Origin of the sequence: Brevibacillus laterosporus DSM 25, from assembly GCF_002706795.1 — a bacterium.
Taxonomy (GTDB): Bacteria; Bacillota; Bacilli; order Brevibacillales; family Brevibacillaceae; genus Brevibacillus_B; species Brevibacillus_B laterosporus.
Genome location: NZ_CP017705.1, coordinates 4,083,519 through 4,109,152, shown reverse-complemented (window position 1 = coordinate 4,109,152; position 25,634 = coordinate 4,083,519). Strand labels below are relative to the sequence as shown.

21 protein-coding genes and 1 other annotated feature are annotated in these 25,634 nt (G+C 41.4%); of the genes, 6 read left to right on the top strand and 15 right to left on the bottom strand.

Features of this window, described 5'->3' with window-relative positions:
* Positions 1 to 129: 129 nt before the first annotated feature.
* The 6 genes from BrL25_RS19725 to BrL25_RS19700 form a co-directional block, all read right to left on the bottom strand.
* Complete coding sequence (locus BrL25_RS19725) at positions 130 to 1,479, bottom strand: dihydrolipoamide acetyltransferase family protein (RefSeq protein WP_018672511.1); 1,350 nt, start codon at positions 1,477 to 1,479, stop codon at positions 130 to 132.
* An 18-nt stretch (positions 1,480 to 1,497) separates the two neighbouring features.
* Complete coding sequence (locus tag BrL25_RS19720; RefSeq protein ID WP_018672510.1) at positions 1,498 to 2,481, bottom strand: alpha-ketoacid dehydrogenase subunit beta; 984 nt, start codon at positions 2,479 to 2,481, stop codon at positions 1,498 to 1,500.
* 12 nt (positions 2,482 to 2,493) lie between these two features.
* A complete protein-coding gene (locus tag BrL25_RS19715) occupies positions 2,494 to 3,486 on the bottom strand; it encodes a thiamine pyrophosphate-dependent dehydrogenase E1 component subunit alpha (RefSeq protein ID WP_018672509.1) in 993 nt (330 codons plus the stop codon).
* A gap of 18 nt (positions 3,487 to 3,504) precedes the next feature.
* Entirely contained in the window at positions 3,505 to 4,926 is a 1,422-nt protein-coding gene (gene lpdA, locus BrL25_RS19710; protein WP_018672508.1) for a dihydrolipoyl dehydrogenase, read from the bottom strand.
* A gap of 253 nt (positions 4,927 to 5,179) precedes the next feature.
* Positions 5,180 to 6,271, bottom strand: coding sequence for a Glu/Leu/Phe/Val family dehydrogenase (locus BrL25_RS19705; protein WP_018672507.1), 1,092 nt, complete (start codon positions 6,269 to 6,271; stop codon positions 5,180 to 5,182).
* A gap of 228 nt (positions 6,272 to 6,499) precedes the next feature.
* Positions 6,500 to 8,581 carry a sigma 54-interacting transcriptional regulator gene (locus tag BrL25_RS19700; protein ID WP_018672506.1) on the bottom strand — a complete coding sequence of 694 codons (2,082 nt, stop codon included), beginning with the start codon at positions 8,579 to 8,581 and terminating at the stop codon, positions 6,500 to 6,502.
* A 143-nt stretch (positions 8,582 to 8,724) separates the two neighbouring features.
* Here BrL25_RS19700 and BrL25_RS19695 point away from each other — a divergent pair, with 143 nt between their 5' ends.
* Positions 8,725 to 8,991 carry a DUF2627 domain-containing protein gene (locus BrL25_RS19695; RefSeq protein WP_018672505.1) on the top strand — a complete coding sequence of 89 codons (267 nt, stop codon included), beginning with the start codon at positions 8,725 to 8,727 and terminating at the stop codon, positions 8,989 to 8,991.
* On the opposite strand, the gene BrL25_RS19690 is transcribed toward BrL25_RS19695, so the two are convergent.
* The 4 genes from BrL25_RS19690 to BrL25_RS19675 form a co-directional block, all read right to left on the bottom strand.
* Positions 8,946 to 9,881, bottom strand: coding sequence for an MraY family glycosyltransferase (locus tag BrL25_RS19690; RefSeq protein ID WP_018672504.1), 936 nt, complete (start codon positions 9,879 to 9,881; stop codon positions 8,946 to 8,948). The two genes, BrL25_RS19695 and BrL25_RS19690, sit on opposite strands and share 46 nt — an antisense overlap.
* Positions 9,874 to 10,554 (bottom strand): glycosyltransferase family 2 protein, encoded by a 681-nt coding sequence (locus BrL25_RS19685; RefSeq protein WP_018672503.1) that lies wholly within the window; start codon positions 10,552 to 10,554, stop codon positions 9,874 to 9,876. The genes BrL25_RS19690 and BrL25_RS19685 overlap by 8 nt, the downstream gene beginning before the upstream one ends.
* On the bottom strand, positions 10,551 to 11,723 hold the full coding sequence (gene steA / locus BrL25_RS19680) for a putative cytokinetic ring protein SteA (protein WP_018672502.1): 1,173 nt from the start codon (positions 11,721 to 11,723) through the stop codon (positions 10,551 to 10,553). The genes BrL25_RS19685 and steA overlap by 4 nt, the downstream gene beginning before the upstream one ends.
* A gap of 171 nt (positions 11,724 to 11,894) precedes the next feature.
* Positions 11,895 to 12,065, bottom strand: coding sequence for a DUF2759 family protein (locus BrL25_RS19675; RefSeq protein WP_018672501.1), 171 nt, complete (start codon positions 12,063 to 12,065; stop codon positions 11,895 to 11,897).
* 313 nt (positions 12,066 to 12,378) lie between these two features.
* Between BrL25_RS19675 and BrL25_RS19670 the strand changes: the two genes are divergently transcribed.
* The 5 genes from BrL25_RS19670 (at position 12,379) to BrL25_RS19650 (ending at position 16,590) form a co-directional block, all read left to right on the top strand.
* Positions 12,379 to 13,251 (top strand): LysR family transcriptional regulator, encoded by an 873-nt coding sequence (locus tag BrL25_RS19670; RefSeq protein ID WP_018672500.1) that lies wholly within the window; start codon positions 12,379 to 12,381, stop codon positions 13,249 to 13,251.
* A 265-nt stretch (positions 13,252 to 13,516) separates the two neighbouring features.
* Positions 13,517 to 13,864: a hypothetical protein gene (locus BrL25_RS19665; protein ID WP_018672498.1), complete on the top strand. Its 348-nt coding sequence runs from the start codon at positions 13,517 to 13,519 to the stop codon at positions 13,862 to 13,864.
* Positions 13,865 to 14,192: 328 nt separating this feature from the next.
* Positions 14,193 to 14,726, top strand: coding sequence for a sigma-70 family RNA polymerase sigma factor (locus BrL25_RS19660; protein WP_018672497.1), 534 nt, complete (start codon positions 14,193 to 14,195; stop codon positions 14,724 to 14,726).
* The gene (locus BrL25_RS19655) at positions 14,707 to 15,663 is read left to right on the top strand and encodes a DUF4179 domain-containing protein (protein WP_018672496.1); all 957 of its coding nucleotides are present in this window, start codon (positions 14,707 to 14,709) and stop codon (positions 15,661 to 15,663) included. The genes BrL25_RS19660 and BrL25_RS19655 overlap by 20 nt, the downstream gene beginning before the upstream one ends.
* A 291-nt stretch (positions 15,664 to 15,954) precedes the next feature.
* On the top strand, positions 15,955 to 16,590 hold the full coding sequence (locus BrL25_RS19650) for a copper amine oxidase N-terminal domain-containing protein (RefSeq protein WP_018672495.1): 636 nt from the start codon (positions 15,955 to 15,957) through the stop codon (positions 16,588 to 16,590).
* A 72-nt stretch (positions 16,591 to 16,662) separates the two neighbouring features.
* Here the strand turns inward: BrL25_RS19650 and BrL25_RS19645 are convergent, their stop codons facing one another.
* From BrL25_RS19645 to BrL25_RS19620, 5 genes are all read right to left on the bottom strand, one after another.
* Positions 16,663 to 17,529, bottom strand: a complete 867-nt coding sequence (locus BrL25_RS19645) for a hypothetical protein (protein WP_018672494.1) — start codon at positions 17,527 to 17,529, stop codon at positions 16,663 to 16,665.
* A gap of 215 nt (positions 17,530 to 17,744) precedes the next feature.
* A complete protein-coding gene (gene trpS, locus BrL25_RS19640; protein ID WP_018672493.1) occupies positions 17,745 to 18,740 on the bottom strand; it encodes a tryptophan--tRNA ligase in 996 nt (331 codons plus the stop codon).
* A 195-nt stretch (positions 18,741 to 18,935) separates the two neighbouring features.
* Positions 18,936 to 19,213 (bottom strand) — a binding site (T-box leader).
* A gap of 63 nt (positions 19,214 to 19,276) precedes the next feature.
* The gene (locus BrL25_RS19630; RefSeq protein ID WP_018672492.1) at positions 19,277 to 19,954 is read right to left on the bottom strand and encodes an MgtC/SapB family protein; all 678 of its coding nucleotides are present in this window, start codon (positions 19,952 to 19,954) and stop codon (positions 19,277 to 19,279) included.
* 122 nt (positions 19,955 to 20,076) lie between these two features.
* Positions 20,077 to 23,751: a non-ribosomal peptide synthetase family protein gene (locus BrL25_RS19625; RefSeq protein ID WP_018672491.1), complete on the bottom strand. Its 3,675-nt coding sequence runs from the start codon at positions 23,749 to 23,751 to the stop codon at positions 20,077 to 20,079.
* A gap of 138 nt (positions 23,752 to 23,889) precedes the next feature.
* Positions 23,890 to 25,629, bottom strand: coding sequence for a methyl-accepting chemotaxis protein (locus tag BrL25_RS19620; protein WP_236847633.1), 1,740 nt, complete (start codon positions 25,627 to 25,629; stop codon positions 23,890 to 23,892).
* Positions 25,630 to 25,634 lie beyond the last annotated feature (5 nt).

Sequence of the window (25,634 nt, the reverse complement as noted above, 5' to 3'; positions counted from 1 at the left end):
ATAGCTTTAAGGCAATTTTAAAATAGTATCCATTATTTAATACGAACAAATCGTGAAAAAGTTACATAAAAAAGTAAAAAAAATGAGGAAGATTACCTATCCTCCCCATTTTTCCCATTTTATTTAGTCCTAATAAACCTTTGTTTCTGGGCCAATTGCTTCCAATTTTTCTTTTACACTTTGCAGGAATCGTCCACACACTAACCCGTCGAGAACGCGATGATCTAGTGACAGGCACAAGTTAACCATGGAACGAACAGCAATCATATCGTTTATAACCACTGGACGTTTCACAATGGATTCCACGCTCATAATCGCCGCTTGTGGTGCGTTGATGATAGGTTGTGATAGCACCGAACCAAACGAACCAGTATTGTTTACCGTAAAGGTCCCGCCGCTCATATCATCCATCGTTAATTTACCTGCTCGTGCCCGGTTTGCTAAATCTTCAATTGATTTGGCAATACCGTACACCGATTTTTGATCAGCATCTTTAATTACTGGAACAAATAAAGCATCCTCGCTCGCTACGGCAATAGAGATATTTACGTTTTTACGAACGATAATTTGATCGCCTGCCCATGATGAGTTAAGCATAGGAAATTCTTTTAAAGCTTCTACAACCGCTTTAATAAAGAATGGCAGGAATGTTAAAGAAACGCCTTCTTTTTTCTTAAATTCATCCTTAACACTATTGCGGAAATGAACTAGATTTGTCGCGTCCACCTCAACCATCATCCATGCGTGCGGTGATTCATGTTTACTTTGCACCATACGTGACGCTATCGTTTTACGTACAGGCGTCACAGGAATGCTCTGGTCTCCTGCTGCTACAGATACTTGACTAGATGTTGAAGCAGTCATTGTATTGATACTATTGGACTGCTGAGCCACTGGTATAGATGGTGCTTGTGTACTAACTGCCATTGTAGCAGGCTGTGGAGTAGTTGCTAATTTGTTCGTATTGGCTGCTTGTGGTAATCCACCTTGATCTATTACCTTTTGTACATCCTTGCGCGTAATACGTCCTTCTAGGCCTGTACCAATCACAAGGGATAGATCAATGTTATTATCCTGAGCAAGTCGCATCACTGCAGGAGAATAACGTTGTTTCCTTTCAGGTTGCCCCTTTGTTTCACTTGTCGTAGAAACAGGTCCAGTTGAAACTGGAGACGGCATCGGAGTAGCAGATTCTTGCAAGCCTGCTTCTACATTATCTGTTGATTCACTGGCGCTTTCCGTTCCCTCGTCTATATGAAGGATCAGGGTACCGACACTAACTGTCTCTCCTTCAGGAACTACTATCTCCTTGATTCGTCCCGATACAGTGGATGGTACTTCTGCTGTTACTTTATCTGTATTTACTTCAGCTAACGGATCATACTTGTTGACCACATCGCCCACATTTACAAGCCATTTAGTGATGGTACCTTCTGTAACGCTCTCGCCCAATTGTGGCATGAGTACTTTCGTTGCCATGGTTCGTCCTCCTTTTGCCTAGAAGTGCGCTAATTCACGCATCGCTTCCAATACTTTTTCTGGACTTAACATAAAGAACTTTTCCATCGGTGGGCTGTATGGCATTGCCGGTACATCCGGTCCGCACAGACGCTTAATGGGCGCATCCAGATCAAATAGACAATGCTCAGCAATAATAGCTGCTACTTCGCCACCAACTCCGCCTTCTTTATTATCTTCATGGATGATTAACACTTTCCCCGTTTTAGATGCCGCTTCTACAATTGCTTCCTTGTCTAGCGGATAGAGTGTACGCAGGTCCAGAACGTGAGCAGAAATCCCTTCTTGAGCAAGCTTTTCCGCTGCTTGCAAAGCAAAATGCAGGGTGAGTCCATAGGAGATGACCGTAATATCGTCTCCTTCTCGCTTTACATCTGCCTTACCGATTGGTACTGTGTAGTCTGCTTCTGGTACTTCGCCTTTAATCAAGCGATAGCAACGCTTATGTTCAAAAAACAAGACCGGATCTTCGTCACGGATGGCTGCTTTTAATAAACCTTTCGCATCATATGGGGTAGAAGGAACTACCACTTTTAACCCTGGAACGTTTGTAAACATCGCTTCTAAGGATTGAGAATGGTACAGGGCTCCATGTACGCCACCACCAAATGGAGCTCGAACAGTAAGTGGGCAATTCCAATCATTATTGGAACGATAACGCATTTTAGCGGCCTCGGAAACAATTTGGTTCACCGCTGGCAAAATGAAATCAGCAAATTGTATCTCTGCAATAGGACGCATACCTACGGCTGCTGCTCCAATTGCCACACCCACAATCGCTGATTCAGCTAAAGGAGTGTCCATAACACGTTGCTCCCCGAATTCTTCAATCATACCATTGGACGCACGAAATACCCCTCCGCGTACTCCTACGTCTTCTCCCAACAGAAATACCTTGGGATCACGACGCATTTCTTCCTTCATCGCCATGGTAATTGCATCAATAAAAGAAATGACTGCCATCTTAACTCCCCCTTACGATCCGTATACGTGCGTCAAAGTCGATTCTGGCGCTGGATATGGTGCCTGTTCGGCGTATTCCGTTGCTTCATCTACGATTGCTTGCACTTCGTTAGATAGAGCCGACGCTGACTCATCCGTTAAGAGGCCTACCTCTTTTAAATACTGAGCAAATGTAATGATTGGGTCTTGTTTTTTCGCTTCATCCACTTCTCCACGATCCCGATATACACGATCATCATCGTCACTTGAATGAGGTACAAGACGGTAGGTTACGGCTTCCACTAAAGTAGGACCTTCTCCAGCCTTTGCTCGATCAACCGCTTCCTTCATGACACGATACACTTCAATTGGGTCGTTTCCATCTACGCTAACCCCTGGGAATCCATAACCAACAGCGCGGTCTGCCACGCTTTCGCAAGCCAATTGCTTTTTCAATGGCACAGAAATGGCATACTTATTGTTTTCACAGAAGAAAATAACCGGCAATTTATGAACGCCTGCGAAGTTAGCCGCTTCATGGAAATCGCCTTGGTTGCTAGATCCTTCTCCAAAAGAGGTGAAGACAGCATGATTCTCGCCTGTCATTCGTCCTGCTAAAGCAATTCCTACAGCATGTGGTACCTGTGTAGTAACCGGGCTCGATCCTGTCAAAATACGGTATTTCTTACCACCAAAATGACCAGGCATTTGGCGACCGCCACTGTTAGGATCTTCAGCTTTTGCAAAAGCAGATAACAACGTATCGCGAGCTGTTTGCCCAAAGACCATAACCGCTCCAAAATCCCGATAGTACGGGCATAAATAATCCTTTTCTTTATCAAAGGCAAAAGCAGCCCCAACTTGAGCAGCTTCTTGACCTTGGCAGGAAATAACGAATGGAACTTTCCCAGCTCGGTTTAACAGCCATAAACGCTCATCCACTTTTCTTGACAAGAGCATGTAGCGATACATTTCCAGCACTTGCTCATCGGTTAAACCTACAGCCTGATGACGATTCTTGGTCATAAGGTTTCCTCCCTGCATTTAAGAATGAATAGCCAGACCTTCAATATCAAGAGCCGCTTCCGCAAAGGCTTCCGACAACGTCGGGTGCGGATGAATTGTATGGGCGATCTCCCATGGGGTCGCATCCAATACACGCGCTAACGCTCCTTCTGAAATCATTTCAGTAACGTGTGGTCCAATCATGTGAACACCAAGCACATCATTGGTTTGTTCATCGACAACCAATTTTACAAATCCGTCGTTTTCTCCAAAAACCAATGCTTTTCCTAGCGACTTGAAACTAAATTTCCCTGTTTTTACGCGATAACCCTGTTGTTTCGCCTCTGCCTCACTTAAACCTACACTTGCTACTTCAGGACGACTATAGGTACATTTAGCTACCTTTGTTGGATCAAGTGCCTCAACAGCTCGATTGTTCATATGCTCAACGGCCAAAATTCCCTCGTGAGCAGCTACATGAGCCAATTGAATCCCACCAATCACGTCTCCTATTGCATAAATATGCGGTTCAGCCGTTTGATAGGTAGAATTAACAGCAATTTGCCCCTGTTCTATTTTAATTTCAGTCGCTTCTACGCCTAAATTGTCCACATTAGCTTGGCGTCCGACAGACAAGAGCATTTTTTCAGCGGTAAAGGTTTGTATATCTCCTTTGACTTCCGCTTGTACACTTACTTGACCATCTGCCACCTGAGCACTTTCAGATATCACTTTTGCATTTGTTACGATTTTTACTTTCCGTTTTTTAAGTATGCGGGTTAATTCCTTACTGATATCAGCATCTTCTGTTGGCAAAATGCGATCCCCGTACTCCATTACGGTAACATCCACACCAAAGTCGCTTAATAAAGAAGCCCATTCGATACCAATAACCCCACCGCCAACGATGATCATGGACGCAGGAAGCTGTTCCATTTCCAAGGCTTCGTCGCTCGTCATTATATGTATTCCATCTATGTTTAGGCCAGGTAATACTCGTGGTCTAGAACCGGTTGCAATCAATAAAAAGCGAGGAACAATGATTTCTTGTTCACCATCCGCTGTCTCGATGCGTACCGCTCCAGCTTGTGGAGAAAAAATACTTGGCCCCATTACACGACCAAATCCTTGATATATTTTGATTTTTCCTTTGTTCATCAAGTATTCTACGCCTTTATGCAACTGTTCCGTTATCGAGCGTTTTCGCTGTTGTACCAGCCCAAAATCTAGCTCTACATTACCTGTGCGTACCCCGTATTTCTCACTTTCCTTGATCGTGGCAAAAACCTCGGCACTACGCAATAATGCTTTGGAAGGTATGCATCCGCGGTGCAGACACGTTCCACCCATTTTATCCTTTTCGACGATGGCTACCGACATGCCTAATTGTGTGGCACGGATCGCCGCTACATAGCCGCCAATTCCTCCACCAAGCACGACAAGATCAAATTCTTGGGACATCTTCACATCTCCTTTACCCTGTAGTAGCTATGTGTTGCTTTTGCCTTACCGAGACACATTATACCACATTCCATGACCTGGTACTAAAAAAAGAGCTGGATGTATCAAGAAATGGTCCAACTCCTACTCTTTACTCATTTGTTCTGCCTTTTTATCTAGGGATTTGGCATGAAGTAGATAGTGTAGGTAGTGCAAGAATCAATAACATTCTTGCACTACCGTACTACCAATGCTTTTTTCAGTCAAGTTGTTCTTACTTTGGTAAGCTTGCTTTTGGATCACGCAAAAACGTTTTACGCGATCTAGCTAAGCGAGCAATACGCTCTTCTGCCATACGGTCAGCCGCTTTATACGTTGGAATATTATCGCGATCCGCAATTTCAAATACGCGGTTCATGTTATCGTAAATAGTTTCTACCTTTTTCATGGCACGTTCACGGTTGTAGCCATGCAATTCATCCGCAACGTTGATAACGCCACCTGCATTGATTACATAATCAGGTGCATAGACGATACCCATTTCCTGAATGATGTCGCCATGGCGTTCTTCTTTCAATTGGTTATTAGCCGCTCCAGCAATTACTTTGGCTTTGAATTGTGGAATGGTATCATCATTGATGATTGCGCCTAATGCACAAGGAGAGAAGATATCACATTCAACGCCGAAAATTTCATTGACTCCTACCGATTTAGCCCCAAAGTCTACTACCGCACGTTGAACATTATCCATGTTAATATCCGTTACAATTAGATTTGCACCTTCTTCATGCAAATAGCGGCACAAATTGTAAGCAACGTTCCCTACCCCTTGAATAGCAATCGTTTTACCGGAGAGATCATCATGACCAAAGCCACGTTTTGCAGCTGCCTTCATCCCACGATACACACCATATGCTGTTACAGGCGACGGATTACCCCCAGAACCAAATGCTGGTGATACGCCTGTTACATAATTGGTTTCTTGATAAATTAAATCCATATCAGCAACAGTCGTTCCTACATCCTCAGCCGTAATATAACGACCATTTAAGCCTTGGACAAAACGTCCGAATGCTCGGAATAACTCTTCGCTCTTATCTTTACGAGGATCACCGATAATAACCGCTTTTCCTCCACCCAAATTAAGTCCTGCCGCCGCAGCTTTATACGTCATACCACGAGACAAGCGAAGTGCATCTTCAATTGCCTCTTCTTCAGAATTATACATCCACATACGTGTACCACCCAAAGCTGGGCCAAGCGTTGTATCATGAATCGCAATAATTGCTTTTAATCCAGAAGTCTCATCCTGACAAAGTACCAATTGTTCATAATCGTATTTTTGCAGATAATCAAAGATTTTCATGAGTAGCCCTCCTGCTGTTTCTATTCCAAAACGGATTTTTGGGGTTTAATTTTCCTTCTATGAATTCGCTTACACAACCTACCTATTTATCAAAGCAATAAGCATGCCAACCCATAAGATATTTGTGAACAATCGATGGAGAGGATGTGAACATCACGTTTCACTTTATCTATGATGAAATATTTTGCACAACTTTGCAATCCTTTGCACGCAAAATTTTGCAGATATTCACAAACCATCTTGTGGATTCGTTTCCAAAATGCCTAGTTTCTCCATTTTATAATATAGATTGCGTAAGGATACTCCTAATTGCTTAGCTGCTTCCGTTCTATTGCCTTTTGCCTTATGTAGTTCTTGTAAAATACACTGTTTTTCCGCTTCTTCGACAGCCTGCTTTAAGGTTCTAGTTTCCCTACTAGCTGGCTTTTGATGCGCTGCTTCTGTTTGAGAAACATGCGTTCGTTCCAAAGGTGGTAAATGATGTGGCATGATCTCTATCTCTGTAAACTTCATGTGAATAATAGCCCGTCCCAAAATATTTTCGAGTTCACGAACGTTCCCTGGCCAACGGTACCTTTTTAGGACATCCAATGTAGAATTGTTGATCTGCTGAACGTGACGCCCATATTCGAGATTAAATTTTTGTAATAAAAAATTAGCAAGCGATTCCAAATCCTCTTGTCGTTGACGCAAGAGGGGGATATAAATCGGCAACACATGTAAGCGGTAATACAGATCTTCTCGGAATTTGCCTGCCTGAATGGCTGTTTCCATATGTACATGGGTAGCTGCAATAATGCGAACGTCGATTGGAATCGCTTTCGTACCACCAACTCGGATAATCTCTTTTTCCTGTAATACACGTAAAAGTTTAGCTTGCATGCCCATAGATAGCTCACCAATTTCATCTAAAAAAATGGTGCCGCCACTTGCTTCTTCAAATAGGCCGCGTTTACCTCCACGTTTAGCACCAGTGAAGGCTCCCTCTTCATAACCAAACAGTTCACTTTCTAACAAGGTCTCTGATAAGGATGCACAATTAACTCGAATGAATTGATTGTACTTACGTGAGCTTCCGTTGTGAATCGCATGGGCAAACAACTCTTTACCAGTCCCTGATTCACCACGCAAAATGACAGTAGCCGGAGTCATGGCAGCTAACTTAGCCTGTTCGATAGCCCCTTTCATCGGTTCACTATCTCCGATAATATCGTCGAAGGTATACTTTGCTTCCAGAGTACGGATAAGTCGTTTAGCTGTCTCTAACTCTTCAGATAAGGTCTTAAATTCAGATATATCATGAATAACGCCTACACTACCACGCAATTCTCCATTTACCAGCACGGGGGCTACGTTTACCACCACATCTTTACGCATTGGTCCTAACTTCATACGAACACCGCGAACTGGTTTTTTGGTACGCAGTACTTGCATATGCATACTCTCACCTTCAGAAATATCCACAGTGGCTGGTTTACCTATCACATCATCGGGAGTCATGCCCGTAATGCGTGTATAGGCTGGATTAATTAACAGTCCGATCCCATCACCATCAACAACAGAAATAGCCTCATCAGATGAATGCAAAATTCCTTGCAATAAGCTTTGTAATTCTTTTAAATCAGTTACTTCTTCAAGTAAAGATATAATCTCAGTAATATCTCGGAAGACAGAGACAGCCCCGACCACTTCCCCAGCATCATTTCGTACAGGTACCCGATTGGTAATAATACGAGTGTCATTCGTTAAGGCCTGCTCCTGATTAATCTCAGGCTGACCAGATTTTAGTACATAGTGCAAACGTGTATTGGGAATAGTCTGTTCCGCACGTGTACCAATCACTTCATTCTTAGACAGTCCCATCAGTTTTTCACTAGCTCGATTAAAAATCGTTACCTGCCCCTCTTCGTTGACAGCAATAATTGCGTCGTGTGTGGAGTTTAGCATGGTATCATACTCTCGTTGCTTCTGACGAAGTGTCTGAATGAGCTTTTCGCGCTCACGAATTAATTTCATGATAATACTCGTAAAATTACCAGGTATTAAAACAGTTTCAGCGCGCTTTCTCTTTAAAATGTCATCATAGGCATGAGGATCGCCAGTTGCTTCCAAAATCAAGTCCACATCGCGAGCCAAATAAGGAATATAATCCGTCCCTACCTGTATCCCTAGAGAGTTGGCCACTTGTATACCTGGGGCGTCAGCATTGTGGTCGATCACAGCAATGAGCTCTACACCCTCCATCTGCAACAATAAGTGGATTAGTAGTGTACCGCCTTTTCCAGCCCCCACCACAATAACTTTATGCATGTAAAACCCACCCCTTTCATTGAGGACTGCTGCTATGGCTGAATCTTCCACTTACATTTTATCGTATTTTGTAGGTTAGACAAGCACCACCAGATGTTTTATGATGGAGATAAACAAACCTTTACAAAAAGGATGTGGCTTGGTTGCTCGGTCAAAGAATCGTTGCGTTGCTCATCATGGTTATTCCTGCTGTCATCGCAGGATGGGGCTTTAAAATGATGCGCGATACTTTATACCAATACTTTAATCCTGATATCAATCAATTTTTGTGGGGACACTTTACATTTGGAGCCATTTTATTTGTTGTGCCTATTGCATTTATTGGTGGCTTTATTTTGCATCATGACCGTAAACGTAATCGCGTTCAACCGCGCTTCATGAAACGAGATCCCGAAGAAGATGATGAGTAAGAAGCTTCGCTACGTATAGGCGGGGCTTTTTTTCCACCCAACAAATCTAACCTGTGTAAAAGTGGTCGATTGCTAATAAAGGTCGTAAATGAATAACGTTCTGCCAATATATGCAAAATCAAAAACAACAAGAAAAAAACAATTTTGATGTTGAAAGGAGTCGTACAGACTAACGTGTACCCTAAAATAAATCCGAGATAGTTGGAGCCTGTATCTCCTAGCATGACCATTCGTTTTGCATCATGATAAAATAAAAGAAGGGTGGCACATATGATTGGATAAATCATGATCCATGAAACGGGGACGCTAAAGAAAGGCGTCGATGCTAATACAAGAATGAATAAGCTCAAAAAAACCTTACTTGCTCTTCCTGGTCGTAAATCAAATAGGTTTATCAGATTGATCGACAATGCAAGCAGAATGGTATGAAACAGAACCTCCAGCACGGTATCATACAAAGCCAGACAAATAATGAGAGAAATATTGCCCCCTGCCCAAGCTTTTAAAAAGCCACTGGTCATTCTTCGTTCAGTCAGTAGAGTACCTACATGTCCGCGGAATCCTTTGATATGCTTATCGTGAGCGCAGTCATCCTGCCAGCCCAGCGCAGCGATTGCAAAAGAACCGCATAGAAAAAACACTCCAAATTTCCAAGGTATTACTACAGAAGCCTGAAAGATCCATAAGAGCAATAGCAACAAATAGGTACTGGTAATATAAAAAAATAAGAACCATCCGCAGCCTGTTGGTATCAATTCCTCTTGATAATTCAACCTGACAATCTCATGTCTCTTCAGTATTTTAATCCCTCGAAGAAAAAATACATCGTGTAAAATCAGAGGTAGGATGATCGCAATACAGGATAGTAATAGAATGGAGCTATTATTCATCTTTTTTCACCTCTTGCCGTTTGCGTTGTAGAGTTTGATAAACATGCCAAAACTCTTTTCCCCTATGCAAAAATCCATGGAGATTGTTAGATGTATAGCGATGTGTAAATTTCACCGGAACCTCTTTGATTCGATATCCAGCCCGCAAAATATCAATTGTCATTGCTACCTCAATACCAAACCCACAATCCATGAAACGAACACAGGAAAACAAATCGCGTCTAAAGGCTCTTTGCCCGGATAAAGGAGCTTGTAGCTTCTGCTGGGTCATCTGTGCTATTCCTTGATAAGCTAGCTTTCTAGTTAGTCCAAAACCAGCCTTGCGTGGAGCTTTTGGTAATATGGCTATCGTCATATCACATTCTTCCCTGACGACAGGAGTCAGTAACTTGTCCACTTCACGTGCGCTCTTCTGTAAATCAGCATCTAAAAACAAAATAATATCACCTGTAGCTTCCTTCAAGCCCGCTTGTAGAGCAACTCCTTTGCCAACATTCTTAGGCAGCGTAATCAGCTGATCAACCCACGGCCTAGCGATGGTAGCCGTACAATCGATACTCCCATCATCTACTACAATCAATTCTTGGATGAACGATAATTCTCTCAATGTAGAAACCGTTTCTTCAATCCAATCCTGCTCATTAAAGGCTGGAATAATCGCGCTAACTCTCATACCATTCCCCTACTAACATGCGTCCAGAGCATATAGCCAACTGTACGAATGGTTGGATGCATGAATAAAAGCAGTAATATCAAGCACAATGAACTTGCAACAACAGTACCTACAGAAGGTCTGAACATTTCTTTTTGCTGTATCAAGTAATGGATTCCTTTTGCATCAATAAGCTTATGTCCAATGCGAGTACGAATAAGAAAGGTACTAGCCATCCCTTTTCTTCCTTTTTCCAAGAAATCTTGCATGTTGGTATGACTACCGACTGTAATAATTCGAGTAGCTTGACCTTGATAGGCTACTAGCATAGCTACATCCTCACTCGTGCCAGGAGCGGGTAACAGTTGATACGATACACCCAGCCTATCCAAGCGGCTTCGCCCAGGTGCTATTCCATTTTTATAAGCGTGCAAGATAATCTCTGCTCCAGAATAAAGGGCACGATCCGATATGCTATCTAAATCACCTATAATAACATCAGGAACCCATCCACAGCGCAGGATGACATCTGCTCCCCCATCTACCGCAAGTAAAATCGGTCGATATTTCTTTATAAAAGCGGACAATGAGTGAAGATCATCTCGTGCAGAAGGACCGCGATTAACAAGTACAACAAAGCGATTCCTAAACGATGCACGAATGGGAACAAGTGGAAGTCTAGTTGTAAAGAGGTTTTTTTCTTGTTCGATAAAGGATAACGTGTTCGTTAGAAATTGTATGTAATATTCCGGCTCGTGACTAATAGCTTGCTGGGCTCTCGTCTCGTAATCTGACATAAGAAAAGGACGTAGCGGAATCTTGATTTGTTTTTTAGACGGAACAGCATGTAAGCAATTATTGATAATTTCTACTTGCTTTCCATCTAAAAAATCTTGTATATCGCTTACAATCGTTCCTGCATTTTCGATTTCATATAGTACTATGTTCTCTTGTAAAAGAAGGGCTGCTCCTTCTGTCAAAAAATCGCCTGCCAAAAAAGGGGAGAGATTGATAACTGCTTTTACTTGAGATGCAATCAGGTCTTCAGCCGCTGTTACATCCAGATTTCTATGATCAATCATGGCAATATGCCCTGCTTTTAATCGTTGACATAGCCACTTGGTTTTTGAATCTGTCATCAGGATTCCCTTCATATGAACAGTATCGGACTTACCTTTATTCCATCTCATTACTACTCCACCTCCTATTTCTAGTATGACGTAACCCCTTCTTGATCATGCGTCAAAAAGAGCACGTCTATCTAATTAGCTCCGTACTCATAAACATAGTAAAGTCCACAAAAAAAAGAAGCTTTGCCAATAGCAAAAGCTTCTCATGATGAAACCACTTACATTTTACAATTACGCACCTGTTGCGAATTTAAGAATAAGGAAATCAGCGTACACAAATACTGCTAATGAAACCAGACCAAACGCTGTGGCAAACTTGTTTTTCGCCTTAATGGAACGAAAAACCCCAGCCAAAATAAACAGAGTTATCAGAAACATAGTTACGTCCATAACCCATTGCATCCCAGTTCAACCCCTTTGCAAATGATATACCTGTTCAAGGATAGCAAACAATGGCAAATTAATTATATAATGTACCCAATATTGAAACAAGTCATATCAACAATTGTGACAAGTAAATTCACAAGTTTCCTATCACTCTATAGATTAGCAACTTTCCCACTTGATGAACTTTTCTATCTTTATTTTCTGGCAATCCACAATGGCGTATATCTTACTTCTTTATTTATCAGGCTAGTTATATAATTGCGATAATAAGCTATCGATAAGTTCGATATCTTTACATACAGACTAATCTTTGAAATAGGAGGGTTTTATGGACTTACAAAGCTTAGAAATTTTTATTTCTATCGCCCGCATGGGTTCCATAAATAAAACGGCACATGCCCACTTTTTAGCGCAGTCCACCGTAACACATCGGCTGAAGCAATTGGAAAAAGAGCTAGAGATGACTCTCTTTACCCGTACAACCTCGGGGGTAACGTTAACGGAGGAAGGACGAGCTTTTTTACCTGTTGCCAGTTCCATGATGGAACAATATCAGCAATTTATTCAGCAAAATCATCAGATACGTCCACTACGAATCGTTGCCGGGAAGGCATTTGTCTCCACACAGCTACCTCGTCTGCTAGGGGGATATCGTCAAGTGGACCCTTCGTTTACCTGTTATCTACGTTCTACCTTATTTGAAGAATCGGTTCACTCTTTATTAGCTGGTACCGCTGATCTAGCTTTTTTGGGTAATGAATTGTATCATCCGCACATTAAGACTACATATTTGCCTGACGATCCTATTTTGCTAGTCTGCTCACCTCATCATCCATGGGCTTCAAATTATCCTGGCTGGGCGGAGTGGGATAAGCAATCTCTAATTGCTTTTGGCAATCCTACCGCTCCCTATCGTCAACGAGTTGACCGTTATTTAGCAGAAAATGGAGTTTTCCCAACTATCATAATGGAGCTAGATAGTTTTAGCGCTGTAAAGCAGATGGTTTTACAAAATTTAGGGATTGCTCTGCTACCTTCACGTTTCGTTCAACAAGAAAAGCTACAAAGAAAATTAGTCACTATCGATATTTCCCATGGCACGTTTACTCGTCCCACCCTTCTCGCCTACCCTGCTGAAAAAGAAAGCGATCTTCGCCTAGCCTCCTTTATAAACTGGGTGATAGAGCATTATGATCACTGATGGGATTGGTAAAAGTTTTTCATCCCTTTTTGACTGATTTACGCCATGTGTTTTGCAGAAATGGGGATGCTATGAAAGACATTTTCAACAGCCCCCAACAAGAAAGGAAGTGTCATCATGTCCAAGCATAACGGAGTCAAACCTCAACAAAGTGATAAAAATAACCCTTCACAAACGCGTTCTTCCAATACCATGAGTAAAGAATCGCAAGCAAAACCTGTTTCCCGATAGCGCTAAAGTGATCCAGTGGAAAGGAGGCTATCTCATGCACATGCTTACTTCACAGTACAATCAACAGATCAATATGCATAAGCAACAAGCTCAGGCCCATCTAACTCAAGCTCAGGCTCACGAGCAGCAAGCTCTGATGCATCGTCAACAGGCAGATTTGCATGATAAACAAGCCATGCTTATTATGCAATCTTCACAGCAAATGAATCAAACTTCAGTCGCGATGCCCGTTTATACTCAACAATTTATGGACCAATCCATTAACAAGCAACATCACCAGGAAAACCAGGTTGCTCACAACAATCAAGTTTCAAAAGCTTCCCTAGCTTTTAATGGTAAGGTTCCTAGCGATGAGGAATTAGCGAAAGCAAGTAAATCATAAACCAAATGACCTGATCCAAATTTGAAAACGTTCCTCCCTTTTACCTGCATGGGCTAAAGGGGGAACGTTTTATGTTCAACTTAGTACCATTTGGTTACATACTATAGCCTTCATTATTTTGATTTTACATACATGAGAATAATTATAATTCTTCTTTCTCCTTTTCAGGCTTTTGGGAAGAGATGGTTAGGAGTCTGTTTTTTCCGTCGACCTCTTATCTGGGTAACTGAATTCACTCTCCTTTTAAAAAATGAAACTTTCTGATCAACTGGATGGTCTAATAATGGAAACAGACGATTGTAACATTTGTTTGAAAGGAGAGAACTAAATGCGCGCGCATACTCCAGTTCAGTCCACTGAGGAGAGAGAACATCTTTATAGACTTATAGAAGAAAACAAGGAAAATTTATACCGTCTTGCTTACAGTTTTGTCAAAAATCGTGACGAAGCACTGGATATCGTCCAGGATACGATATATAAGGCTATCGTTTCAATCGATAGCCTGAGAAATCCTGAATTTCTCAAATCATGGTTGTATCGTATCGCGATTAATTGTGCTCATAATTCTTTACGAAAGACACGAAGGATTATATTTATGGATACGAGTATTTTGGAAAATGTTATGTACCATTCAGATAACAAGCGCGATGAGATCTTCGATGTGAGGCAAGCACTAGCGAAACTCGATCTAAAATATAAGACGGTAATTATCTTAAGATTTTTTGAGGATATGACGCTGGAGTCCGTAGCAGAAATATTGGACGTGCCCGTAAGTACTGTTAAGTCGCGTCTCTATCGGGGACTTCAAAAATTAAAAATTGATTTGCAGGAGGTTGAACATCTTGAACAATCAATTAAATGAACTGAAACAGAGCTATGAAAGCATCGAAATACCGAAGGAGCTGGATGCTGTAATCCAATCAGCTAAAGCAAAGGGCAATGCGGAATTATCATCACGGAATAAGGGAGTAGGACGAATGAAAAATAAAACAAGCAGAATTTTGATGAAAGGACTTGGCGGAGTCGCGGCCATGTTTTTATTATTCGGAGTTGCCGTCAACACGTTGCCGGGTTTCGTTGTTGCTGCGGAAAATGTACCGTTTCTAGGAAGCCTTGTGAAGGTATTGCAGTTTAATAGCGGGTATGCCAATGGCGGCGAAAGAACGGACGGAAGCAACATCAAGCCAATTACGTTCAAGAAGGAAAAAGATGCCGAGCAAATTGTGATCAACTTTACCCAAGGTAACGAGGAGTGGGGGGAAACACCACAAAAAACCGCTCCCGCTTTCCACGTATCCTATCAGGAAAACCCCTACACGATGACTTTTACGTTGGATGGCGTAAGATGGTTTGATAATCAAACATTTGAGGAACTGAAGAAGAGCGATTTGGTGGCAGATGCTTACCGGTTAATTACACTGGACGACTCTTCTGATCGTTTCGTATTTGTATTCAAATCACCAGTTAAGTATGAGGTAAAAGAATATTCGAATCCTGCCCAAATCATATTGAACCTTTCAAAAGATCATCAGGTACAGGAAAAAACTGTATATTCAATAAGAACTGCTGCTTATCCGCTCGGGGAAAAATTGGCGCTTATTGAAGAAGGGCTAATCGAAGAGAAAGGAGTTCGTATTCTTAAAGACAGTGAGAATATGTTTTATATTGAAGTAGGGCTGTTCGAAAACATGGAAGAAGCAAACCAAAAAGTATCGGAAATAAGTGAAAAGTACGGATCCACATTTAAAGAAGAGTACGGAATGGAATTAAACGTATTTGTGGAAAAAAGGGGAAAATAAATCGTGCTATCAAGTATAAAAGATTAGTCCATTTCGTATTAAAACCTGCTGTACGTATTTCTGCTATAAGCACTTCATAAAAATGATGGGACTCATAATACTGAATTGTGTGCTGGCTTTGAGGAACAATCTGTGTGCCCATGCTGAGTAGACCAGATTTCGTAAAATGCAGGATATTAGGAAAATACAGCCATATTTGATGTTTGCTTTTCCCCACGAATATTCCGTATGCTTTAGGTCAAGCAAGTTATCAATAAACAGATATTCACACTAAAAGGAGATACTTACAACATGAAGAAGATGGGGAAAAAGAGTTTATTTTGCGGCGTATTAGCTACAGCACTGCTTGTATCGGGTATGGCTTATGCTGCCCCAGCCATCAAATTGATGGTAGATGGGAAAGAAGTGAAATCAGACGCGCAAGCCCAAATCATCAATGGTCGGGTGTTTGTACCGGCACGCGCTTTGGCAGAATCACTCGGAGGAGAAGTGCAGTGGGATCAAAAAGATAAGATCGTGAAAGTAAAAAGCAACGCCTCCCAACAGAATGGAGCAATAACCAGCAAGGATGCTTATGTGATTGAAGATCAAAAAGCTCTTATCAGTCTTCCTTCTGAATGGAAGGATAAGATCAAGGTAGAAAAAAAGGCGAATGAAGTTGCTTTTCAATATGTGCCGAAAAATAAGGCCGTCAAACCGGAATTTTTCTTCAGCGTCCTCATCATCAACAAAACCGTGTGGGACAAAGATGAGTATGCAGATACGGGACTCTTTACCGTGCTAGGAATGCAGGACGGTAAGGTGTATGCGTTGCAAACACCAAGTGAAGCACCATATTTGGAGAAGCCGGAAAGCCCAGAATTTAAAGAAAGCGTCGACATGCTGAATCACCTTAGACAATCCATTCAGTTTATGTTCATCAAATAAGATGGAAGAAAAGCAAAAGAATCCTTGAAGATGAGCTTCAAGGATTCTTTTGTAGTATATGAATAGGTAGCTTTAATATCTTTCCAAAATCAAAGCCGTTTTCAAGGAGTCTTTTGGTAAAAACCATCCCTTTGCTTCTAAAAATGCCATTATCTTCTTTTGTCCCTCTGTTGCTTCCCTGCTTTTGGTGGTTTTGAAGGAAGCCTCTACAATATATTCCACACTGTTTCCCGAGGCAGATTTAATCGGCCAAATTTCCACATCGATCTTTAGCCCATTCCATGTTCCTGTGTAGCGTTCTGCCAGAACAGGCCCATAAATTCTCGCTTGTCCTAATTTTTCTTTTCCCCATCCAGCGTAGAGCCATTTATCCAGTTTTCCAGGAATATTGGCGGTCACTAGTTTGATGGAGTCGGCAAGAGAGGGTAAATCTGTTCCTTGATAACCTGATTGTTTTACTTTTTTCTTTCTAGAGATGCTTAAGGTTTTTTGTTTGTAACCCCATTCCACCTGCGCTTCATAATTGGTATCTGTAGCATCAAATCCTTCCTTATTAGCCTGTGTCAAAGCAGCATCAATGTTATTGTTTTCGATGGGGTATCTTTTCTTATATGTTACTTCCAAATGTTCTTTACTGTCCGATTTGCGGATGCGACTGATCCAGCCTTCTTGATTCAAATCCTGATCATCTGTATCTAGAAACTGCACATTCATTTTAATGGCGGAGTCAGGCATGTTGAATGCTTTAAGAACTTCTGGTAGTAGCTTGTGATCAGAAGACAGCACTTGATTAGAGTCCAGTAATAGCTTCACTTCATAATCTGGCTCTAGATTGCCGACCGCTTGTACCGCTTCGGGAATGGCAAAAAAGGAGGAACAAAGGCCTAGACAGACAGCAAATGCGATAGTTGCATGTTTGAGCGCAGGGATCGTTTTCACTTTAACAGCTCCTTTGTTTAAAAAGTGCCAAATTTATTTATCGTTCTTGTACATCCATTCATACAAGCTACACATTTGAGTCGTCAACTAGCTGTCTTTATTGCGTTCCAGATCTATGATAGTATCTCAAGCTTGGGATAATTCACTCTTATATTTTGTATAATTATACCATAATTGTCAATATAGAGAATCAACAAAATCATTCGTTGCAAAACTTATACCATCAGGATTCCGATAGCATTTCGTACCTCTTGAAGAACCTTTTGTGCAGATAACCGAGCTTTCTGTGCACCCTGTTGAAGTGTATCAAGTATTTGTTCTTCTGTGAGTTGCTGTTTCCGAGTACGGAAAGGTTCTACAATTTGTTCGATTTCTTCAGCTAGTCGCTTTTTGCAAGCTACACATCCAATTGATGCCGTTGAACATTGTTCTCTAAGTTGCTGTTGACCTTGCTCATCCGTAAAGTACGTATGCAGATGGTAGACATTACAACCTTGTACACTTGGGTGACCTGGTTGTTGAATATAGAGACGAGTTGGATCAGAATATGCCTTCTTTACTTTCTGGTCAATCTGACTTTTGTCATCCTGTAAACTAATATACGTATCGATTCCGTCTGACTTACTCATTTTCCCCTGTCCATGTAACGCAGGAATACGAACTGCATTCTCTGCCAACGGTTGTGGGTATGCAAAAATCTCACCATACATATGATTGAAACGGCGAACGATTTGCCGTGCCATCTCCAAATGCACCAATTGATCTTCACCAACAGGTACTACTTCACCTTTATGCAACAGGATATCTGCTGTCATCAGTACAGGGTATCCAACCAAACCATAATTTACATTATCAGGATGTTTCTTTGCTTTCTCTTTAAATGTTGGACACCGCATCAACTCACCTAGTGGCATTACCATACCTAGGTACAAGGATAATTCTGCAACCTCGGCTGACAGGGCAGATTGTGTGTAAAACGTGCAGTGCTCTGGATTCAGGCCCGATGCCAGATAGCTGGCAGCAGCCTCTAAAGCATTTGTAGACATATGCTCCGGGCTAGGATGTGTGGTCAATGTATGCAAATCTGCAATAAAAAAATTAGCATCGTATGTGTTAACAACCTTATCAATGCCTTTCATCGCACCATAATAGTTACCCAAATGTAATTCACCTGTAGAACGAATACCTGATACTAGTTTTTGCTTGTTCATATATAATCAGCCTCTTTCGTTTTGAGAGCGGAGATCGTTGGATACGATAGGCATTGATCCCCCTCTTTTTATTTGTAGCATTCAGTTGATAAAGCCACCACCAACCATCTTCCATTCTCATCACGCTCCTTGTCCTGATTACATCCTATTTTGTTTACAGAAATACAAAAAGGGCTCCTCATCCTTATCTTTAAAAATAAGGACGAGAAACCCGTGGTGCCACCTTAATTCGCCGTTTTCACAGCGCGCTCTATTGTATCGGAACAAACGCGCACTTCTACATGCCATTGTTCGAATACCTGTCCCTTGTATCGGTGAGACGCTCCGCCAGAGCCTACCTGTGTGTTAAACCCTACACACTATCGGTCTAGACGCTCAAAAGTCCATTCTGCAAGCTTCCTGCACTGATTTTCACCAACCATCAGCTCTCTTTAGCAATCGGCATGCATACTCCTCTTCGTCATTGCGCGTGTTTATCATTATGGTTCATTTATAAAATTCCTGTAAACTTATCAATCAGTATACGTAATCCATCACTAGCTGTCAATCTCTACACGTGCCACCCCATTTAAATTATGTACCATCTCATAGATGTCAGTAATATAGATATGATCATACACAACCAGACGTAGATCCATCTGTACCCTTTGCTTATCAACATCCTTTAACCAGACATTCTTAATCTTCATATCTTCTTCTTTGAATTTCTGGATAATCGCTGTCATATGTGAGTGCTCATCTAAGAACAGACGAATTTTTAACTCTTTTCCTTGTAATTTTCGAACTCCAATCATATTTACTAAATATGGGAGCAACTGCACAGAAAACAAAATCATCGCAGCTCCTAATGCTGCTTCATAATAAAAGCCCGACCCGACCGCAATTCCAATACCTGCACTAGACCAAATAATTGCTGCTGTGGTAAGGCCAGAAATAACATCATTATTTCGGCGCAAAATGACCCCTGCACCCAAAAAACCGATTCCACTAACGATCTGTGCAGCCAAACGCATAGGGTCTGTCCGATTGTTAATAGACGTTTCCGCATAAAATTGAGCAGATTCGATCGAAACAATCGTCAGTAAGCAGCTACTAACCGATATGATTACGCTGGTTTTTAATCCCAGTGGTTTTTGTTTTAATTCACGCTCAATTCCAATTACGATTCCAAGGAAAGCAGAAAGCATCAACTTTGCTAAAATAATTAATTCCATGTTATTCCACCTCTAACCTGGTTTGTCTGATGACTTTCATTACATGTAGCTTATTATAAATCTTTCTGGGCTATTCTGAAACCAACTGATAATTAGAGGACTATTACGTAAACAACACTTAGTTAACAAATGGGCTCTGCCAACGTTGGCATCGGGAAATATCCGTTTGCTATGGCATACTTCACCATCGCCTTAAAATATGCTTTCGTGGGTTGTGGGCATGAAATATGAAGCTTTTGTAACACGGCCGTCGTCTTAGGGCAGGCAAATCGAACATTCGAATTACGTGCTCCATCTCCCTCTAGCTGGGTAATAGCAAGCTCCATTCCTTCCCGATTTTTTTCTGTTCCATCAAATAACCACTGTTCATATTGTTGTTGAGAAACTAGGCTCAATTTATAGCCAAAGGACTGAAAATGTTCCAATAGCTCTACATACGGAATTTGTTTTGGATTGACAACATGGAAAATGGCTCCGACTGCTTCCTCTTGCAATGCGAGCGTAGCAATCGCTTTTCCAGCAAAATCAATGGGAGTGAAATCTACTAGCCAATCGGCATGTGGTGCAATTCCCAGTAAGAACATCGCCCGACACATTCGATACATTGCATTTGTTTCCATGTTGCGTTGAAACGTACCAGCTAAAGAATGGCTACTTAGATTGCCAGCACGATAGATTGTCACTGGTATACCTTCTTGTTCAAACGCCTTCATCACATGCTTCTCAGACTCCCATTTGCTATTGACGTAATGATTTTCTAGCACAATAGAATAATCCATTTGCTCTGCATTACGTAATTCATGCCATTTCCCTGCATGGGACAGTTCTTCGGGAATACCAATCGTAGAAACATAGTGAAAATGAATACCCTGCTTTTCTCTGGCCAGATCAAGTAACGTCTCCGTGCTTCGTACATTTACCTGATAGAAATGCTGAGCATCGCCAAAGTGAGACACATCTGCTCCACAGTGCATGATGGCATCCACATTTTGAACAAGCCCATACCAATCCTCTTTTTCTAATCCCAACCTTACTTCTTGCAGATCGCCTATCATAACCTTTACACGTGACGTGAGCTGTTTCTGCTGCTCCTTACCGAAATAAAAGGAATAATTTTGATATAAACGATCCATAGCAGCCTGAACATCTTTCCCGCGTACCAAACAATAAATCGTGCCCGGGGTTGTCTGTAATAATTCATACAACAAGTGAGAACCAAGATAGCCTGTCGCCCCCGTTAGCAGGAATGTACGCTGCTTTCGTCGTACGATTTTTTTCGTAGTTTGTAAACGCTCTGGATATTCAGCAAGTACTTCCTCCGTTTGATCATTACCACCAATCCTTCCAGCACTCGCTTGTTCTGTCTCCTGTTTTTCTCGATACAGTTCTTCAATTCGATACGCTAATGATTGAACCGTTGGATGGGTGAAGAAATCATTAATCTTTATCATAGGATATTTTGGTTTTAATTCAACTAATAACTCTATAATTTTAAGAGAATGACCTCCTATTTCAAAAAAGTTATCACTCAAACCCACACGATCTACTCCTAGTCCCGTTTGCCACACTCGGGCAATCTCCTGTTCAATCTCCGTTCTAGGTGCGGTATATATTTGGTTTCTTGTTACCGGTTTTAATTCAATACTTGCTAGTTGTTTACGATCAATTTTACCCGTTGGTGTTATCGGCATTGCTGGTATATAACCAAACTGAGCTGGAACCATGTAAGGCGGCAGCTTTTGTGAGATAAAATCCTGTAAAAGCGACGGATCAATCTCCTGTTGTGTTTTTGTTGTGTAAAAGGCTATTAATCTATTCTGATTGTCACGATCTTTTTTCACTATAACCGTTACGTTTTGTATCCCTGGATACGTGGCCAATCGCTCCTCAATCTCTCCCATTTCAATCCGATGTCCACGAATTTTGACTTGAAAATCTTTACGTTCTAAATACTCCACGTTTCCATCTTCCAATATACGCCCCAAATCACCTGTTTTATAAAAGATTTTTCCTGAGCCTTGTGAGAACGGATCTGGAATAAAGACTTCCTTCGTTTTCTCAGGCATATGCAGATAGCCTTTTGAAATCCCTACCGTGCTAATCAGAATTTCTCCTGGAACACCGATGGGGCACAGCTGATATGATTCGTTGACAAGATATATCTCATAGTTTGCAAGAGGTTTGCCAATTGGGATGCTGATGGTAGCATCTGAAACCGGTTTTGTCACAGCATGGTACGTAGCTGTCACCGTGCATTCCGTAGGTCCATACAAATTATAAATAATGGTTTCACGTGAAAATGTAGCTTGGAAGGAACGTACTACCTCACCAGTTAATAGTTCTCCACCTACCCCTATGCTTTTAACTTTGGCAAAGCTGTCTGCTTCCGTGCTTGGCAACGTTTTTACTAATTGATTAAAGAAAGCCGCGGGGATGCCAGGAATGCATGTAATTCCTACACGCTTTACTGCTTTTGCAAAAGCAATCGAATCCATTCTTTCTTCGTTCGTCAAAAAATGTAAGGTAACCCCGTTTAACAAACCACCAAACAACTCATGTATGGATGCATCAAAGCTAAACGTGATGAACTGCGTAAAGATATCCTCTTCTGTCACATTCATCATTTTTCTAACAGCGAGTCCGTAATTCACCACTCCTTGATGATGTAGAATAACTCCCTTAGGTGTTCCTGTAGACCCCGAGGTAAAAATAACATAGGCTGGGTGCAGTGGGCTAATAGCTGGTTTTACAGCTTTCTCAGAATATAGTTCAATGTCTTCGATCCATAGCACCTGCGCTTTAGGAATAGCTTGTATCACTAAATTTCGATAGGCAAGACTAGATAAAACCACATGAGAATTCGTCTCAGTAATAATATGAGCATTACGCTCTCTCGGATGGTGTGGGTCTAATGGAACATAAGCTGCCCCTGCTTTCAATATCCCTAGTAGTGCTATGGTAGCTTCGATACTTCGCTCCATAAATAATGATACATATTGCCCTAGCTCAACTCCATGCTGTAGTAACATTGTAGCAACCCGATTAGACGCCGCTTCTAATTGGTTATATGTATACGTAGCTTCATCTGTCTGTAAGGCTACCCTCTCCCCATACGCTTCTACTACCTCGTGAAAGATATCCAAAATCGTTTTTTCTGCTGGGAATGCTTCCACTGTCTGATTAATCGATTGATAAAGCTGCTGTTCCATTCGAGACAGCATCGGATAAGTAGTAAAAGTAATATGTGGATACAGCACAGCCTGTTCTGCTAGACGTTCGAGTTGTTCCATAAACCGATCAATTGTCTGCTCACGGAAGCTGTGGGAATCATAATACATATTCCACCTAGCTTTTGTTTCGTTCACGATGATTCCAGAATGTAGGGGAGCAGCCAATTGTGATTCGATATGAAATAGTGGTTCTTCTTGTACACGAAATGTACTTGGGAATTGCATGAATGAGTAGGAAGCATCAGTTTGTTCTGTCTTGCTTTTCCATGCTTGTTCAACCTGATCAAGTAAATCATTATAGCTCATCCCTTGTTGAACGGTTATCGTTACTGGTACCCATTTCTCTTGCACAAGAGTACCCAGTGTAATCTGCTCAGTCCCGCTGACTCGGTGCAACCACATGATGTACACGGCCAATAAATGAATCTCCTGTCCCTTTTCCCATAACTTTGTCATATACGGAGTCAAATCATACGAGCTTCTTGCCGTCACAGTATTTGTGAGCTGACCGAAGCGATTATTGTCTAGTGGGAACGTTATTGGTTCGTATCTTGTTGTATTGTGCATGATAAACTCCTGCCTCCTAAATAATTTGTATGTATGTGAAAAGGTGAAAAAAGAAGAGAGACCAGCATCTGATCTCTCCTCTCTCTACTCACTATTAGCATTCTGCTGACTGCCCAACACTCTCGTAGAGATGAAAATCTACTTGTGTTCCTCTAATCTTAGTTGGGAAAGCGCCTTATCTAATTCCTGCGCTATTTTACTCAATCCGTCAACAGACACTAAAATTTCTTGGTAAGAAGCTAACTGATTATCTGACTTGGCCTGGATGTTTTCTGCTGATTTTGTGTTTTTTAGTGCATTTTCCGATACTTGTTTCACCACAGAGGTAACTTCCTCTGTTTCAGCTGCCATTTGTTGCGTCGAAGCAGAAACCTCTTGCATACGGTCGGATACCTCTGTACTTGCCTGTACCATATGACGGAATATCTCACCCGTTTCTTGTACGATCTTCACACCATCCTGGACGTGCTCCGAACCTTGGCGAATAGAGATTACTGCTGTATTTGTGCGTTCCTGAATATCCCCGATTAACTGGCTGATTTCTTCTGCCGAGCGCTTAGATTGTTCAGCTAGTTTTCGTACCTCATCCGCAACAACTGAGAAGCCTCGACCGTGATCACCTGCTCGTTGCGCTTCAATTGCTGCATTTAAGGCAAGTAGATTCGTCTGGTTCGCAATTTCGGAAATCATTTTGACAATCTCACCAATTTTACCTGACTGTGATTGTAGCACATTAATAATATTTTCAGATTCCTGCACAGAATGCTGAATTAAATGCATTTGATCCGCCACTTTGGTGACAGAGTATTGACCGGATTCAGCCTGATCTTTCATGTTAAGAGATGTGTGATGAACCTCTGTTGAGTTATTGGCGATGCTATCAACACTGATCACCATCTCGTCCAATGATTTTGCGCATTCTGTTGTAGCAATATTTTGCTGGTTGGTGTGTTGGAACATTTCTTGAATGTTATCCGTGATTGTTGTGGCATGCTGGTTATTTACTTCCATAATCGTATGTAATTGCTGTGAATTCTTTACTAACTGGTTAGAAGATTCGCGAATTGTCATCATAATCGTACGCATATTTTCTGCCATTAGGTTAAACTTGTTGTTAACCTGACCCAGTTCGTCCTTTCCTTCACGCAAACGAACATCTAAATTTCCTTTACTCATTTCATGAATGCCTCGCATAAGCTCTTGAACTGGTTTAAATGTACGATTCACAATCCAATACTGAAAGATCAAATTGATGAGTAATAAAATAAATAACAATATGGAAGAGTATAGCAACAGCGCGTCCTGTCCGTGCGTTACCATGCTGGCATCGACATCCATTCCGAAATAAGCAACAATCTGTCCACTGTTATCCATGATCGGATGAAGAGCCGAAATCCAAGTACCTAAATCATCATCATAAATAGAGGTCATCGTATCTTGTTTGGTAGTGATAAGATGCTGTATTCCTTTCACAATGACGTCTGGCTGAGGGAGCATATCTCCCAATTTAATTCCTTCTGATTTCATAAACTCGAGAATTTGAGATGGTTGAGAAATAATAGTAGTCTGATTTCCCTCTTTCAATTCAACCCCAAAAACATATGCTTGTTTAATCTGAGGATGCTCTTTACTAATCTGGTCAAGCTCCTCTGTAAGTTTCTTCTGTATGGAAGCGTTCAGATCAGGATTTCTAACTGCCTCATGTATGTCTTTTGCAGAAACATGTAGAGATTGTGACTGTAACAAGGCGTGGGTATCTTTTTCTAGCATATCTATGAGGACTCGTCCTTGAATCATGAAACTTGCTAAGATTAATACAGCTCCGATCAACATTGTATTAAGAACTGTAAACAATAAATTCCTGGTAGATATTTTCATGTTGG

Excerpts from the sequence above, each read along its gene's own strand:
- BrL25_RS19725 (WP_018672511.1), bottom strand. The coding sequence starts at position 1,479 with ATGGCAACGAAAGTACTCATGCCACAATTGGGCGAGAGCGTTACAGAA.
- BrL25_RS19720 (WP_018672510.1), bottom strand. The coding sequence starts at position 2,481 with ATGGCAGTCATTTCTTTTATTGATGCAATTACCATGGCGATGAAGGAA.
- BrL25_RS19715 (WP_018672509.1), bottom strand. The coding sequence starts at position 3,486 with ATGACCAAGAATCGTCATCAGGCTGTAGGTTTAACCGATGAGCAAGTG.
- lpdA (WP_018672508.1), bottom strand. The coding sequence starts at position 4,926 with ATGTCCCAAGAATTTGATCTTGTCGTGCTTGGTGGAGGAATTGGCGGC.
- BrL25_RS19705 (WP_018672507.1), bottom strand. The coding sequence starts at position 6,271 with ATGAAAATCTTTGATTATCTGCAAAAATACGATTATGAACAATTGGTA.
- BrL25_RS19700 (WP_018672506.1), bottom strand. The coding sequence starts at position 8,581 with ATGCATAAAGTTATTGTGGTGGGGGCTGGAAAAGGCGGTACACTACTA.
- BrL25_RS19690 (WP_018672504.1), bottom strand. The coding sequence starts at position 9,881 with ATGAATAATAGCTCCATTCTATTACTATCCTGTATTGCGATCATCCTA.
- BrL25_RS19685 (WP_018672503.1), bottom strand. The coding sequence starts at position 10,554 with ATGAGAGTTAGCGCGATTATTCCAGCCTTTAATGAGCAGGATTGGATT.
- steA (WP_018672502.1), bottom strand. The coding sequence starts at position 11,723 with ATGAGATGGAATAAAGGTAAGTCCGATACTGTTCATATGAAGGGAATC.
- BrL25_RS19675 (WP_018672501.1), bottom strand. The coding sequence starts at position 12,065 with ATGCAATGGGTTATGGACGTAACTATGTTTCTGATAACTCTGTTTATT.
- BrL25_RS19670 (WP_018672500.1), top strand. The coding sequence starts at position 12,379 with ATGGACTTACAAAGCTTAGAAATTTTTATTTCTATCGCCCGCATGGGT.
- BrL25_RS19665 (WP_018672498.1), top strand. The coding sequence starts at position 13,517 with ATGCACATGCTTACTTCACAGTACAATCAACAGATCAATATGCATAAG.
- BrL25_RS19660 (WP_018672497.1), top strand. The coding sequence starts at position 14,193 with ATGCGCGCGCATACTCCAGTTCAGTCCACTGAGGAGAGAGAACATCTT.
- BrL25_RS19650 (WP_018672495.1), top strand. The coding sequence starts at position 15,955 with ATGAAGAAGATGGGGAAAAAGAGTTTATTTTGCGGCGTATTAGCTACA.
- trpS (WP_018672493.1), bottom strand. The coding sequence starts at position 18,740 with ATGAACAAGCAAAAACTAGTATCAGGTATTCGTTCTACAGGTGAATTA.
- BrL25_RS19630 (WP_018672492.1), bottom strand. The coding sequence starts at position 19,954 with ATGGAATTAATTATTTTAGCAAAGTTGATGCTTTCTGCTTTCCTTGGA.
- BrL25_RS19625 (WP_018672491.1), bottom strand. The coding sequence starts at position 23,751 with ATGCACAATACAACAAGATACGAACCAATAACGTTCCCACTAGACAAT.
- BrL25_RS19620 (WP_236847633.1), bottom strand. The coding sequence starts at position 25,629 with ATGAAAATATCTACCAGGAATTTATTGTTTACAGTTCTTAATACAATG.